General features: G+C 64.2%; 11 protein-coding genes. 6 read left to right on the forward strand and 5 right to left on the reverse strand.

The window, feature by feature from the left end; all coding sequences use genetic code 11:
- Positions 1 to 71 precede the first annotated feature (71 nt).
- Together KIP88_RS07660 and KIP88_RS07665 are read left to right on the forward strand one after the other, a co-directional pair.
- Positions 72 to 989 carry an SDR family NAD(P)-dependent oxidoreductase gene (locus KIP88_RS07660; RefSeq protein ID WP_214487231.1) on the forward strand — a complete coding sequence of 306 codons (918 nt, stop codon included), beginning with the start codon at positions 72 to 74 and terminating at the stop codon, positions 987 to 989.
- Between the two features lie 138 nt (positions 990 to 1,127).
- A complete protein-coding gene (locus KIP88_RS07665; RefSeq protein ID WP_214487232.1) occupies positions 1,128 to 2,357 on the forward strand; it encodes a TIGR03862 family flavoprotein in 1,230 nt (409 codons plus the stop codon).
- Positions 2,358 to 2,447: 90 nt separating this feature from the next.
- Here the strand turns inward: KIP88_RS07665 and KIP88_RS07670 are convergent, their stop codons facing one another.
- The 3 genes from KIP88_RS07670 to KIP88_RS07680 all read right to left on the reverse strand — a co-directional run bounded on the left by KIP88_RS07670 (position 2,448) and on the right by KIP88_RS07680 (position 5,966).
- Complete coding sequence (locus tag KIP88_RS07670; protein ID WP_214487233.1) at positions 2,448 to 3,530, reverse strand: D-TA family PLP-dependent enzyme; 1,083 nt, start codon at positions 3,528 to 3,530, stop codon at positions 2,448 to 2,450.
- A 118-nt stretch (positions 3,531 to 3,648) separates the two neighbouring features.
- The gene (locus tag KIP88_RS07675) at positions 3,649 to 5,463 is read right to left on the reverse strand and encodes an ABC-F family ATP-binding cassette domain-containing protein (RefSeq protein WP_214487234.1); all 1,815 of its coding nucleotides are present in this window, start codon (positions 5,461 to 5,463) and stop codon (positions 3,649 to 3,651) included.
- Between the two features lie 8 nt (positions 5,464 to 5,471).
- On the reverse strand, positions 5,472 to 5,966 hold the full coding sequence (locus KIP88_RS07680; protein ID WP_214487322.1) for a YaiI/YqxD family protein: 495 nt from the start codon (positions 5,964 to 5,966) through the stop codon (positions 5,472 to 5,474).
- Between the two features lie 145 nt (positions 5,967 to 6,111).
- Between KIP88_RS07680 and KIP88_RS07685 the strand changes: the two genes are divergently transcribed.
- Positions 6,112 to 6,906 (forward strand): hypothetical protein, encoded by a 795-nt coding sequence (locus KIP88_RS07685; RefSeq protein WP_214487235.1) that lies wholly within the window; start codon positions 6,112 to 6,114, stop codon positions 6,904 to 6,906.
- Positions 6,907 to 6,986: 80 nt separating this feature from the next.
- Here the strand turns inward: KIP88_RS07685 and KIP88_RS07690 are convergent, their stop codons facing one another.
- Positions 6,987 to 8,117: an AraC family transcriptional regulator gene (locus tag KIP88_RS07690; RefSeq protein ID WP_308163308.1), complete on the reverse strand. Its 1,131-nt coding sequence runs from the start codon at positions 8,115 to 8,117 to the stop codon at positions 6,987 to 6,989.
- Positions 8,118 to 8,281: 164 nt separating this feature from the next.
- Between KIP88_RS07690 and KIP88_RS07695 the strand changes: the two genes are divergently transcribed.
- Complete coding sequence (locus tag KIP88_RS07695) at positions 8,282 to 8,662, forward strand: rhodanese-like domain-containing protein (RefSeq protein WP_214487237.1); 381 nt, start codon at positions 8,282 to 8,284, stop codon at positions 8,660 to 8,662.
- 198 nt (positions 8,663 to 8,860) lie between these two features.
- Here the strand turns inward: KIP88_RS07695 and KIP88_RS07700 are convergent, their stop codons facing one another.
- Positions 8,861 to 11,233: a xanthine dehydrogenase family protein molybdopterin-binding subunit gene (locus tag KIP88_RS07700; RefSeq protein ID WP_214487238.1), complete on the reverse strand. Its 2,373-nt coding sequence runs from the start codon at positions 11,231 to 11,233 to the stop codon at positions 8,861 to 8,863.
- A gap of 206 nt (positions 11,234 to 11,439) precedes the next feature.
- On the opposite strand from KIP88_RS07700, the gene KIP88_RS07705 reads away from it, so the two are divergent.
- A complete protein-coding gene (locus KIP88_RS07705; protein ID WP_214487239.1) occupies positions 11,440 to 12,483 on the forward strand; it encodes a Ppx/GppA phosphatase family protein in 1,044 nt (347 codons plus the stop codon).
- Between the two features lie 57 nt (positions 12,484 to 12,540).
- Complete coding sequence (locus KIP88_RS07710; protein ID WP_214487240.1) at positions 12,541 to 13,230, forward strand: RlmE family RNA methyltransferase; 690 nt, start codon at positions 12,541 to 12,543, stop codon at positions 13,228 to 13,230.
- The last annotated feature ends 152 nt before the right edge of the window (positions 13,231 to 13,382 follow it).

The following is a 13,382-nucleotide window of genomic DNA, read 5'->3' on the forward strand; positions in this document are numbered from 1 at the left end:
ACCAAGAAGACGTGGATGCCCGGCACAAGGCCGGGCATGACGAGAGAAACCCACATCCAGGAATTATACGCATGGCAATCAGGTTTGACGGACGCGTCGCAATCGTCACGGGCGCGGGCAATGGTCTGGGACGGGCGCATGCGCTGGGGCTGGCGAGCCGCGGCGCCAAGGTGGTGGTCAACGATTTCGGCGGCGCGCGCGATGGCACCGGCGGGTCGCTGTCGCCCGCGGAGGCCGTGGTCGAGGAGATCCGAAAGGCCGGCGGCGTCGCGATGGCCGACGGTGCTGACGTCTCGAATTTCACTCAGGTCAGGGCGATGGTGGAACGTGCCACGAAGGAGTGGGGCAGCGTCGACATGCTCTGCGCCAATGCAGGCATCCTGCGTGACAAATCGTTTGCCAAAATGGAGGTCGCGGACTTCGCGAAGGTGCTCGACGTGCATCTTGTCGGCACTTTTTACTGCTGCAAGGCGGTATGGGAAGGCATGCGCGAGCGCAACTATGGGCGCATCGTGCTGACCACCTCGTCGTCGGGCCTGTTCGGCAATTTCGGCCAGGCCAATTACGGCGCTGCCAAAGCCGGTATGGTTGGCCTGATGAACGTGCTGGCCGAGGAGGGCCGCAAGAACAACATCCGCGTCAACACGATCTCGCCGACTGCGGCCACCCGGATGACGGAAGAGCTGCTGCCGCCGCAGGCGCTGGCATTGATGAAGCCCGAGGCGATCACGCCGGCGGTGGAATTTCTCTTGAGCGAGGATGCGCCGACCCGCACCATCATGGGTGCCGGCGCCGGTTCGTTTGCGGTGATCAAGATCATCGAGACCGAAGGCATCAACCTGGCCCAGTCCGACTGGACGCCGGATGCGATCGCGGCGCATTTCGCCGAGATCGACGATGTTTCGAAGGCCAAGGCACTGCAGGGCGCGTTCGAACAGACGCAGAAGTATGTCGCCCAAGCTGCGGCGCGGGCAGGGATCAAGCTGTAGCGCGCCAGGCAGTCCCGTAGGGTGGGCAAAGGCGCGCCTCGCGCCGTGCCCACCATGCATCTCCGATGTCGGTGAACATTGGTGGGCACGCTTCGCTTTGCCCACCCTACGAACCGTCGATCCGGCTACACTCCCGCCATGTCTACGACTTCACAACACGTCGCCATCATCGGCGCCGGCCCCGCTGGCCTGATGGCAGCCGAAGTGCTCGCGCAAGGCGGCGCCGAGGTCACCGTCTACGACGCGATGCCGTCGGCCGGCCGCAAATTCCTGATGGCGGGGCGAGGCGGGCTGAATCTCACGCACAGCGAGCCATTGCCGCAATTCCTCGCGCGCTACCGCGAGGCGACGCCGCATCTGAAAGCTGCGATCGAAGCATTCCCGCCGAGCGCCTTGCGTGACTGGAGCGAAGCGCTGGGGCAGGAGACTTTTGTCGGCTCCAGCGGCAGGGTGTTTCCGAAAGCCTTCAAGGCGTCACCTCTGCTGCGGGCGTGGCTGCGGCGGCTGGACTCGCAGGGCGTAAAGTTGGCGCTACGTCACCGCTGGAGCGGTTGGGACGAGCAGGGCCGTCTGCGGTTTCAAACACCGGACGGATCAGTCGCCGTCGAACCGCGCGCGACCGTGCTGACGCTCGGTGGTGCAAGCTGGCCGCGGCTCGGCTCCGATGGCGCATGGGCGGAGTTTCTTGCGGCAAGAGCTGTGAAGATATCGCCGCTGCGGCCCGCAAACTCCGGCTTTACAGTTGCATGGTCCGACATCTTTCGCGACCGCTTCGAAGGCCAGCCACTCAAGGGAGTGGTCCTGACATTCGGCCAACACACAGTGCGCGGCGAAGCGATCGTCACCCGTACCGGCATCGAAGGTGGCGCGATCTACGCGTTATCGGCCGAATTGCGCGAGGCCGTGCTGCGCGATGGACGGGCCATGCTGAACATCGCCTTGCGTCCCGACGCGGAGATTGGCGAACTGACCGCGAGATTGTCGGCCGTGAAGGGCAAACAGTCCTTCTCGAATTTCCTCCGCAAGGCATCAAATCTCTCGCCCGTCGCGATCGGCCTGTCGCAGGAGGCTGCCAAGGCATCCGGGGTGTCATTGTCTCAGCTTTCCCCCGCCGACCTGGTCCGCTTGATTCAGGCTGTACCCGTGCAACTCAACGGAGTGTCGCCGATCGCGCGCGCGATCTCGAGCGCGGGCGGCATCGCCTTCGACGAACTCGACGACGCCTTCATGCTCCGCCGTTTGCCCGGCGTGTTCGCCGCGGGCGAGATGCTGGACTGGGAAGCGCCGACGGGCGGCTACCTGCTGCAGGCGTCGTTTGCGACCGGAGTTGCGGCGGGGAGAGGGGCGTTGAAGTGGCTTAATTCGTAGGGTGGGCAAAGCGAAGCGTGCCCACCATTGCTAGCGGGGCTCGCGATGGTGGGCACGGCGCAAGTGCGCCTTTGCCCACCCTACAAACCGTCAGCGCAACTTCCCCCGTGCCGCGACCGGCAGCGTGCCGATGATCTCGTCGCCGCGCACCATCACCACCTCGTCCATCATGTTGACGACGACGCAAACATGGTTCGGCACGATCCGCACGACGTCGCCGACGACAGGCCTCGTGTTGCTGCGGGTCAGATCGAGGAAGCCGTGCTCTTCCGCAAAGCGCGCGATCTTCGCCTCGGGGTGCTCCAGGATCAATCCATATCCATCGAGCCCGCCGCCGGGGTCCGAGGTCAGCGTCTTGGAGCCGGCGTCGAGAATGCCGCGGTCCGGGCCGGCGCGGCTGACCACGGTGGAATAGATGTTCAGCGCGCAATCGTCCCATTCCGCGACGCCGGCCGCGACCTGCATGCGGTCGTTGTAGATATAGGTGCCGGGACGATGCTCGGTCGCGCCCTTGAGCTTGCCGAGGTTTTTAAGGTTCGGCGAGCCGCCGGTGGAAACCATCGTCGCGTCGAGCCCGTGCGCGCGGACGCCGGCCAGTGCTTCGTCAAAGAACTTCTGCGCCTCTGTCCAGCCGGTTTCGGTCGGATACAGCATGAAGCCCGCAAACTTCAGTCCCTTGGAGCCAGCGATCTCGCGGGCGAGGGCAATTGCCTCGCCGGGCGTCTCGACGCCGGCGCGCTTGCGCCCCGTATCGCATTCAACCACGACCGAAAGTGGACGTCCCGAAGCCGCGGCTGCCTGCGGCAGGCCCGCGATCACGGTCGAATTGTCGGCGGCGACCGTCATGTTGGCCTTGGCCTGCAGCGCGGCAAGGCGGGCCATCTTCTCCTCGCCGATCAGATTGTAGCTGATCAGGATGTCGTTGATCCCAGCTTCCGCCATCACCTCGGCCTCGCCGATCTTCTGGCAGGTGATGCCCTTCGCGCCGGCCGCGACCTGCATCTGCGCCAACAGCGGGCTCTTGTGGGTTTTGATATGGGGGCGGTTGGCGACGCCGGCCGTGTCGCAGGCCACCTGGACGCGTGCGATGTTGCGCTCGACGCGGTCCATGTCGATCACGGCGCAGGGCGTGCCATATTCACGGGCGATCTTGGCGGCGAGGGGGGTGGTCATCAAGTTAGCTCCAGTTGTGCTTTCGTCATTGCGAGCGAAGCGACGCAATCCATGCTTCGGCATAACGGATAGATGGATTGCTTCGTCGTTTTGCTCCTCGCAATGACGGTAGAAATACCTACGCCTGTTCTATCTCTTCGCGCAAAACCTCAAGCTCCAGCCACCGGTCTTCGGCGGCCGCGAGTTCTTCCTGCGCCTTTGCAATCGCGGCGGAGGCCGCATCGAACTTCTTGCGATCCTTGGCGTAGAGGTCGGGATCGTCAAGCAGCCTCTGCTGTTTTGCGATCTCGGCCTGCAGCTTCGCCATCGTCTTCGGCAGTGTCTCCAGCGCGTGCTTCTCGTTGAAGTTCAGCCGGCGCTTGGGCGCTGCAGAGGGTGCGGCAGCCTTGGTCTCTTTCTTCTCCTCGACCGCCGCCGGCGCCTGCGGCGCCTCCCGCGCGAGATCCTCGCCGCGTTGCGCCAGCATGTCGGAGTAGCCGCCGGCATATTCGATCCAGCGGCCATCGCCCTCGGGCACGATCACGGAAGTGACGACGCGGTCAAGGAAGTCGCGGTCATGGCTGATCAGGATCACCGTGCCCTCGTAATCGCTGAGCATCTCCTCCAGCACGTCCAGCGTCTCGAGATCGAGATCGTTGGTCGGTTCGTCCAGCACCAGCAGATTCGATGGCTTTGCCAGCGCGCGCGCCAGCATCAGCCGGCCGCGCTCGCCGCCGGAGAGCACCTCCAGCGGCGTGCGCATCTGCTCCTGCGCGAACAGAAAGTCCTTCATATAGCTGACGACGTGCTTGGGCTTGCCGCCGACCATGACATGGTCGCCGCGTCCGCCGGTCAGCGCCTCGGCCAGTGTCGATTTGGGATCGAGGCTTTCGCGATGCTGGTCGAGGGTTGCCATTTCGATATTGGCGCCAAGCCGGATCGTGCCGCTGTCAGACGGATCGTTGCCGATCAGGAGATGAACCAGCGTGGTCTTGCCGGCGCCGTTCGGGCCGACGATGCCAATGCGGTCGCCGCGCTGGACGCGGATTGAGAAGCCTTCGACGATATTACGCTCACCATAGGCCTTGCCGATGTTCTTGGCCTCGATCACGAGCTTGCCGGATTTATCGGCTTCGGCGGCGGCGAGGCTGGCATTTCCGGTCGCGCCACGGTAATCGCGCCGCTGATCGCGCAGCGCATGCAGATTGCCGAGCCGCTTGACGTTGCGCTTGCGGCGGCCGGAGACGCCGTAGCGCAGCCAGTGTTCTTCGTTGACGATCTTGCGGTCGAGCTTGTGCTGGTCGCGCTCTTCTTCCGCCAGCACCTCGTCGCGCCAGCCCTCGAACGCCGAGAAGCCGCGGTCGATCTGGCGGATCTGGCCGCGATCGAGCCAGGCGGTCGAACGCGACAGATTGGACAGGAAGCGCCGGTCGTGGCTGATGAGGACCAGCGCGCAGCGGCGGCTTTCCAGTTCGCTTTCCAGCCATTCGATGGTCGGAAGGTCGAGATGGTTGGTCGGCTCGTCCAGCAGCAATATGTCGGGCGAGGGCGCCAGCACCCGTGCCAGCGCCGCGCGGCGGGCTTCGCCGCCGGAGACATGCGCGGGGTCCTCGTCGCCGGAGAGCCCGAGCTGCTCCACCAGATACCGCGCCTGATAATGATCGTCGCCGGGACCAAGGCCTGACTCGACATAGGCCAGCGTCGTCTTGTGGTCGCCGAAGTCAGGCTCCTGCGGCAGATAGCGGATGGTGGCGCCCGGCTGCACGAAGCGGCTGCCGCCGTCGGGTTCGACGAGGCCGGCGGCGATCTTCAAGAGTGTCGATTTGCCCGAGCCGTTGCGGCCGATCAGGCAGACGCGCTCGCCTGATGACACGGATAGCTCCACGCCCGACAGCAGCGGCGTGCCGCCGAAGGTCAGCCGGATATCTTTCAACTGGATCAGCGGCGGCGCCATCGTTTGCTTTAACCCTGGTCTTGCGCGGGCTGTTGCGCCCGCTGGCGCTGGATGCGGCGAATGGCCTGGTCGAGCGCCGACAAAAATGCCGAGCGGTCGCGCGGGGAGTAGGATTTCGGACCGCCTGTCACTTCGCCCGATGAGCGCAAGTCGGTCATCAAATTGCGCACTGCCAGAGTCATGCCGATGGATTGTTCGGTGAACGGTTTGCCATTCGGCGCAATCACCTCGGCGCCTGATTTCACGCAGCGGCTGGCGAGCGGGATGTCCGAGGTGATGACGATATCGCCTTTTCCCGCACGCTCCGCGATCCAGTCGTCGGCGGCATCCATCCCTGAACCGGCGGCGATGCGCTCGATCAGCGGATCCTGCGGCACCCGGATGAAATTGCCCGCGACCACGCTGACCGGCAGGCCATGCCGGATCGCGACGCGATAGATCTCGTCCTTCACCGGGCAGGCGTCGGCATCGACATAGATGCGGGTGGGGTTCAATTCAGGCATATCTCGGCAGCGTCTTCGTTCCCGCGCGTCGTACCCTATTCGATACCCGAATGCGAGGAAAACAGGGCCGGGAACACGCTTGCCACGGTACATTCTTTGCGTACGATAAATGCCTGAAAACAACCAAAAATAACAGGAAACAGGCATGACCATCGAGCCGTATCGCGTCCAGGCCTACAACACTGCCAAGCAATCCGAAAACAAGATGCATGACGACACCGTGGCAAAGCGGTTCGGATTCTCAGGCGGGCTGGTCCCGGGCGTCGACGTGATGGCCTACATGATGCACTTCCCGGTCACGAGATGGGGCCGCGCCTTCCTTGAACGCGGCCTGATCGAGGCGCGCTTCGCCAAGCCGGTCTATGACGGAGAACTCGCGGAGTTGACGGCGGAGGAAAGCAATGGCGTGCTCTCGATAGAGGTGCGGAGTCGCGGCGAGCTTTGCGCCACCGCCACCGCCTCGTTGCCGGCGTCCGCGCCGGCTGTCTCGATCGCAGACTACAAGGAAGTCCCTGTCGTGGCGGAGCGCAAGCCGGTCAATGCTTCTTCCTATGAAGTCGGCAAATGGCTCGGCACCACGCCGCGCGACTGGCCGGGCGACGCAGCCCGCGAATATCTCGCCGACATCAGGGAAGCCAATCCGATCTACGCGAAAGAGGGCCTCGGCCATCCCGGCCTGCTGCAGCGGGTAATGAACCGGGCGCTGACCGACAATGCCATCCTGGGCCCTTGGATTCACGTCGGCAGCCGCATGCAATTACTTTCCGCCGCGAAGGCCGGAGACGTCATCACGGCCCGCGCGAAGGTCATCGGCAATTACGACAAGAAGGGCCACCGCTTCGTCGAGCTCGACGCGCTGGTAATCGGCAACGGCCAGACGCCGCTGGCGCATTGCCATCACGTCGCGATCTACCAGCCGCGCGAGCAGGCGGCGGCGTAGGGGGAGAGGCGCGGCACCCTCAGCTCGTCATACCCGCGAAGGCGGGTATCCAGCACGCTGCGGCCTCACGGTTCTATCTCTCATGTCTCTGGAATACTGGATCGCCCGGTCAAGGCCGGGCGACGACCGCCGTTGAGCTGGATGCCATCCGCTGCGAGAGGCTGTTCCTCCCTGGCTTGCCGCCACGTCGCGGGCGGCGAGCCGACCACTCGCCGGAACGCCCGATTGAACGCCGCATCGGAGTCATATCCAACGCGTCCGGCGATCTCGGCCACACCAAGCGTGCTGTCCTGCAGCAGATGCTGCGCCAAATGCATCCGCCAACCCGCAAGATACTGGATCGGCGACTCGCCGACCAGTTCGACGAAGCGTTTGGCGAGCGCCGCGCGCGAGACGCCGACTTCCCTTGCAAGCGCTTCGACGGTCCACGACCGTTCCGGCTGCGCATGAAGCAGGGTGAGCGCGGGACCCACCTGGGGATCGTGCAGGCCCGCCAGCCAGCCGCCGCCGTGGCCCTCTGTCGCAAACTGCAACTGCCACCGCAGCAGTTCGAGGAAAAGCGACTCGGCCAATCGTGCCAGTACGGCACGATTGCCAGGACCCGGCGTTGCGGTTTCGCTCATCAGGTAACGCACCGATGCCCGCCACCACTCCTTCTCCTGCGGATGCGTGATCGCCTGCACACGTCGGCCGGAGCTGTCCAGCGTCTCGAGCGTCAGGGTGTCTTCGCGCGAGCGGATGCAAAGAATCGCGGGCAGCGATTTCAGCAGCGGATCGAACCGCTGATCGGCATGCAGAAAACCGCAGATGAAGCGCGCCGGCGGCCCGCCGCCGCCGTGATTCACGACCGTGATCTGCTCTGCGGACGGCTGCGAATAGATGTCCTGTATCGGGACAGGCGCCAGTTCAGGGTCGCTGGCCATCACATGCTGATCGCCGCGCGGGAACACGATCACATCGCCGCTTTCGATGTGGATTGGTGGCAGTGCCCCCGATGTCACCAGGCAATTGCCCTCGGTGACCACATGAAACGGTGTCACCGATCCCTCGGAGGATTGCAGGCGCGCCGCAAGCAGCGCCGGCGGGGACGAAAGAATGGCCCACGGATGCGTGAACTCCGCGCGAAAATGAATCGTTCCGGACAAGCGGACGACGCGCAGGACTTCCGACAATACGTCCACAATCTGATCCTGAATTCCTGCTGTCGGCACGCCCGCGGGCAGCGCGAAGCCTTTCAGAATGCACGCTCCAGTCAAGCGCTATAGCGTCGCGGCAAAGCTTCTTGGAGCCGTGGTCATTGCGCCTGGGGCCTAGCTTCGCCACAAAGTGGGTCATTATCTGTACCTAACGATAAAACAGCATACGGGAGAATACGATGCCGAGTTCAGTGAAGGATTTACTTGCAGCGGCTAACAGCTCCGTTCCAGCCATCAGCCCGCAGGACGCGAAAGCCCTGATCGAGCGCGGCCAGGTCCTGGTGGTCGATGTGCGCGACGGGCTTGAGCTACAAAATACCGGCAAGGTTCAGGGCGCGAAACATGTCGCGCGCGGCATGCTCGAATTCAAGGCGGATCCTGACAGCCCCTATTATGACAATGCATTCGACCGGGAAAAAACCGTAATCGTCTACTGCGCCTCCGGCGGCCGGTCCGCGCTTGCCGGCAAGACGCTGCAAGACATGGGCTACAAGGACGTGCGTAATCTCGGCGGCTTCAAGGGCTGGGCCGAAAGCGGCGGCTCGGTCGAGAAGATCTGACGCGCAGACGCGCGCGTCTCGACATGCCTAACTCGTCATGCCCCGCCACCGGGTCTCGCCTTCGGCGAGCCCGATGACAGGCTCCGGCGGGGCATCCAGTACGCCGCGGCCTCGCGGTGGATTACTAACGTCTCTGGAATACTGGGTCGCCCGGTCAAGCCGGGCGATGACAGCTTTGAAGTTGCGACCAGATCAGCCTCACGCCGCCTTCGCCTTCGCATCCTGGATCGCACGCCACACCCGCTCCGGCGTCAGCGGCATGTCGATATGCGTGATGCCATACTCCGACAGCGCGTCGACCACCGCGTTGACGATGCAGACGAGGCTGCCGGCGCAGCCGGCTTCGCCGCAGCCTTTGGTGCCCAGCGGATTGGACTTTGCGGGCGAGGGGTGGTCGCCGACTTCCATCGGCGGGATGTCCTCCGCGCGCGGCAGCGCATAGTCCATGAACGAGCCGGTGATCGGCTGGCCGCTGGAATCGTAGCTGACTTCCTCCATCAGCGCCTGGCCGATGCCTTGCGCCACGCCGCCATGCAACTGGCCGGCAACGATCATCGGATTGACCACGGTGCCGAAATCATTGACGGCGAAATAGCGTACGATTTGCACGACGCCGGTCTCGGGATCGATTTCCACTTCCGCGACGTGGCAGCCATTGGGGAAGGTGGACGGCGTGTCCTTGGTGGCGTGGTCGACGTCGAGCGACAGCGGCACGCCCTCGGGCATCCTGCCTTCGCGCACGCGCTGCGCCAGCTCCATGATGCCGATCGAACGGTCGGTGCCGGCGATGGTGAAGCGGCCGCTGGCGAACTCGATATCGCCTTCGGACGCCTCCATCAGATGCGCGGCGGCCTGCTTGCCCTTTGCGATCACGAGCGCGGACGCCTCCACGATCGCCTGACCGGTTGCCGTGATCGAGCGCGAGCCGCCGGTGCCGTTGCCGAACCGGACGAGATCGCTGTCGTTCTGCTCCATCGTGATCTTTTCGAAGGGCACGCCGAGCTGCGCCGACAGCACCTGCGCGAACGGCGTGGCGTGGCCCTGGCCGTAATCGAGCGTGCCGGTGGTCAGCTTTACCGAACCATCCGGCTCGAAGCTGATCTTGCCGAGCTCGCCGCTTGGCGGCGCGGTCACTTCCAGATACGAGCCGACGGCGATGCCGCGCAGCCTGCCGCTCTTTTTGCTTTCCTTCTTCCGTTTGACAAAATTGGCGTGATCGGAAATCTCCAGCGCCTTGTTGAAGACCCCTGCGAAATCGCCGCTGTCATAGGTGACGCCGGAGGCCGCCGCGAACGGCAGTTGCGACGGCTTGATGAAGTTGCGCTTGCGCAGCGCGAGCCGGTTGATGCCCATCTCGTCGGCGGCGCGATCGATCAGCCGCTCCATGTAGTAGTTGGCCTCGGGCCGGCCGGCGCCGCGATAGGCGCCCATCAGCGTGGTGTTGGTCAACACCGTCTTGATGTCGACGCCGAGCAGCGGCGTGCGGTAGACGCTGGCGAGGTTCTTGCCGGTGTTGAGGGACAACGGCCCCGGCGCGACGCCGGTGATGTAGGCGCCGAGATTACCGTAACCCTGCAGGCGCACCGCCAAAAACTTGCCTTCGGCATCGAGCGCGAGTTCGGCATGGATGAGCTGCGCGCGGCCCTGGCTGTCTGAGAGGAAGCTGGTCGAGCGCTCGTCGGTCCATTTCACGGGGCGGCCCAGCGCCTTCGCCGCATGCAGGATGCAGGTATATTCGGGATAGCTGACGTTCTTCATGCCGAAGGAGCCGCCGACATTGGCAGTCAGGATGCGAACCTTGTCGTTCGGTACGTTGAGGATTTTCGCCAGCGTCACCTTGTTGCCGGAGACGCCCTGCGTCGGCACCTGCAGCGTGAAGCGTTCGGCCGCCTTGTCAAAGGCTGCAAGCGCCACGCGCGGCTCCATCGACACCACCGCGACGCGGGTGTTGACGATGTCGAGTTTTGTGACATGCGCAGCAGCGGCAAACGCGGCGTCGATCTTGGCCGTATCGCCATAGTGATAGTCGAGCGCGACGTTGTTTGGGATGTGATCGTAGAGCAGCGGCGCGCCGGGTTTGGTGGCCTCCGCGGCATCGGTCACGGCAGGCAGCGGCTCGATGTCGAGCTCGACGGCCTCCGCCGCATCGCGTGCCTGCGCCAGCGTTTCCGCGACCACAAAGGCGAAGGGGTCGCCGACAAAGCGCACCTTGTCGGTCGCCAGCGCCGGACGGTTGGTCTGCAACAGCGGCGAGCCATCCCGGCTCTTCAAGGGCAGGCCGCAGGTGAAGGGCGCGTAGCCGGCGGCTTCCAGGTCCTTGCCGGTCCAGACGCCGAGCACGCCCGGCATCGCCTTGGCGGTGGCCGTCTCGATCCCCTTGATGATCCCGTGGGCATGGCTGGAGCGCACCATCCAGCAATAGGCCTGGCCGGGCAGGGTGAAATCGTCGGTGTATTTGCCCTTGCCGCGAACCAGCGTGTCGTCTTCCTTGCGGCGCACCGGCTGCCCCACACCGTATTTTTGCAGTGCGATAGCGTTGTCCAGGGTGGGGGCCGACGTGTGGTCTTGCATCGAAAACACCTGAAATGCTGGATTTTCTTGGGTTTTTGGGGTTTCGCGGGTTCCCGCTCAGATAACGTACCGTAACATCCCGGACAACGCCTGATTGGGCATAGTCCTATGTGATGGGTTGTTGCGTAGCCCCTTGGCGCTGCTAAAGTTTCCGTGAACGGTAATTTTCTTCGGCGGCCGGAAGCGGCCACGGAAAGACAGTTTTGATGAATGACGATACGCGGCTGCGCGAAGGTCTTGAGGCCTGCGCAAGCCCGTCAGGTTCGGTTGCGGCGGCCACGGCAAACGGTGTTTATGCCGCGCTCGACCTTGGCACCAATAATTGCCGGCTTTTGATCGCCAGTCCGGCTGGCGATGGTTTTCGCGTGATGGATTCGTTTTCGCGGATCATCCGGCTCGGCGAGGGCATTTCTGCAACCGGTTCCATCAGCGACGCCGCGATCGACCGCGCCATCGCAGCACTCAGCATCTGCAGCGACAAGATCCGCTACCGCAAGGCCCGCCGCCTGCGACTGATCGCAACCGAAGCCTGCCGCGCCGCCGCCAATGCCGACAGCTTTCGCGCCCGCGTTGCGAGCGAAACCGGCATCCGGCTCGAGGTGATCGATCGCGAGACCGAGGCGACGCTCGCCGTGATCGGCTGCTCGCCTTTGCTCGACGCAAGAGGGCGGGGCGCGATCCTGTTCGACATCGGCGGCGGCTCGACCGAACTGGTGCGGATCGAGCGCGATCCTGCCGAGCAGAATGCGCCGCCGCGGATCAAGGCGTGGATGTCGATCCCGCTCGGCGTCGTCACTTTAGCCGAGCACTTCGGCGGACGTGACGTCACGGCCGAATCCTATGCGCACATGGTGCGCGAGGTCGCGCAATATGTCGCGCCGTTCGCCGCCGAGCACGGCACGGATTTGCGCGACATGCACATGCTGGGCACGTCGGGCACCGTGACGACGCTCGCCGGCGTCCATCTCAATCTGGCGCGGTATGATCGCCGCCGCATCGACGGCATCTGGATGAACGGTTCCGACGTCACCACGGTGATCCAGCGGCTGCGCGGCATGAGCTATCAGGAGCGCGCCAACAACAATTGCATCAGCGTCGAGCGCGCCGATCTGGTGCTGGCCGGCTGCGCCATTCTGGATGCGATCCGCGATGCCTTCCCGCTGCCGCGGCTGCGCGTCGCCGACCGGGGCCTGCGCGAGGGCATGCTGGTCGAGATGATGCGCGAGGACGGCGCGCTCAGGGCGTGCTAATGCGCCGCGTGGCGTGATGTGCTAGATCGCGTCTGACACCTCAAGGCACCAATTGACATGGCAAAAGACACCACCGGACGGCTGCACGTCACGGTCAAGAGCGGTGGCAAGCGCAAGCTGTCGTCAAAACTCTGGCTGGAGCGCCAGCTCAACGATCCCTATGTGGCGAAGGCCAAGCGGGATGGCTATCGCTCGCGAGCGGCCTACAAGCTGATCGAGATCGACGACAAGTATCATTTCCTCAAGCATGGCATCGCGGTGGTCGATCTCGGCGCCGCCCCCGGCGGCTGGAGCCAGATCGCGGCCAAGCGCGTCGGCGCGGTCAATGGCAAGGGCAAGGTGGTGGCGATCGATCTCCTGGAGATGCCGGAAGTCCCCGGCGTCAACTTCGCGCAGCTCGACTTCCTGGCCGAGGACGCGCCGGAAAAACTCATCGCCATGATGGGCGGGCGCGCCGACGTCGTGATATCAGACATGGCGCCCAACACCACCGGCCACCGCAAGACCGATCAGTTGCGCATCGTCGGCCTGATCGAAACCGCGGCAGCGTTTGCCAGCGACGTGCTCAATCCCGGCGGAACGTTTCTGGCCAAGGCCTTTCAGAGCGGCGCCGATGCCGAACTGGTCGCGCAATTGAAGCGCGATTTCGCCAGCGTGCGCCACGTCAAGCCGGCCTCCAGCCGGCAGGATTCGTCGGAGCGATACGTCCTGGCGATGGGATTTCGCGGGCACCGCGATCAATCTTGAAGCACAACCTTTGCGGCGCTCTTAATTAGCATAACCTCCTTAGATTGCAGCGCGAGGCGGAAGCGGGCGGTAGGGTCTAGCGCGAATCCCCTGGAACTTTCCCTCCATAAGGCGTATTTCAATAGTCCGGCGCGGTCTGTTTATCCGCATGC

This window comes from Bradyrhizobium sp. SRL28 (assembly GCF_018596315.1).
GTDB lineage: Bacteria > Pseudomonadota > Alphaproteobacteria > Rhizobiales > Xanthobacteraceae > Bradyrhizobium.

Excerpts from the sequence above, each read along its gene's own strand:
- KIP88_RS07660 (WP_214487231.1), top strand. The coding sequence starts at position 72 with ATGGCAATCAGGTTTGACGGACGCGTCGCAATCGTCACGGGCGCGGGC.
- KIP88_RS07665 (WP_214487232.1), top strand. The coding sequence starts at position 1,128 with ATGTCTACGACTTCACAACACGTCGCCATCATCGGCGCCGGCCCCGCT.
- KIP88_RS07670 (WP_214487233.1), bottom strand. The coding sequence starts at position 3,530 with ATGACCACCCCCCTCGCCGCCAAGATCGCCCGTGAATATGGCACGCCC.
- KIP88_RS07675 (WP_214487234.1), bottom strand. The coding sequence starts at position 5,463 with ATGGCGCCGCCGCTGATCCAGTTGAAAGATATCCGGCTGACCTTCGGC.
- KIP88_RS07680 (WP_214487322.1), bottom strand. The coding sequence starts at position 5,966 with ATGCCTGAATTGAACCCCACCCGCATCTATGTCGATGCCGACGCCTGC.
- KIP88_RS07685 (WP_214487235.1), top strand. The coding sequence starts at position 6,112 with ATGACCATCGAGCCGTATCGCGTCCAGGCCTACAACACTGCCAAGCAA.
- KIP88_RS07695 (WP_214487237.1), top strand. The coding sequence starts at position 8,282 with ATGCCGAGTTCAGTGAAGGATTTACTTGCAGCGGCTAACAGCTCCGTT.
- KIP88_RS07700 (WP_214487238.1), bottom strand. The coding sequence starts at position 11,233 with ATGCAAGACCACACGTCGGCCCCCACCCTGGACAACGCTATCGCACTG.
- KIP88_RS07705 (WP_214487239.1), top strand. The coding sequence starts at position 11,440 with ATGAATGACGATACGCGGCTGCGCGAAGGTCTTGAGGCCTGCGCAAGC.
- KIP88_RS07710 (WP_214487240.1), top strand. The coding sequence starts at position 12,541 with ATGGCAAAAGACACCACCGGACGGCTGCACGTCACGGTCAAGAGCGGT.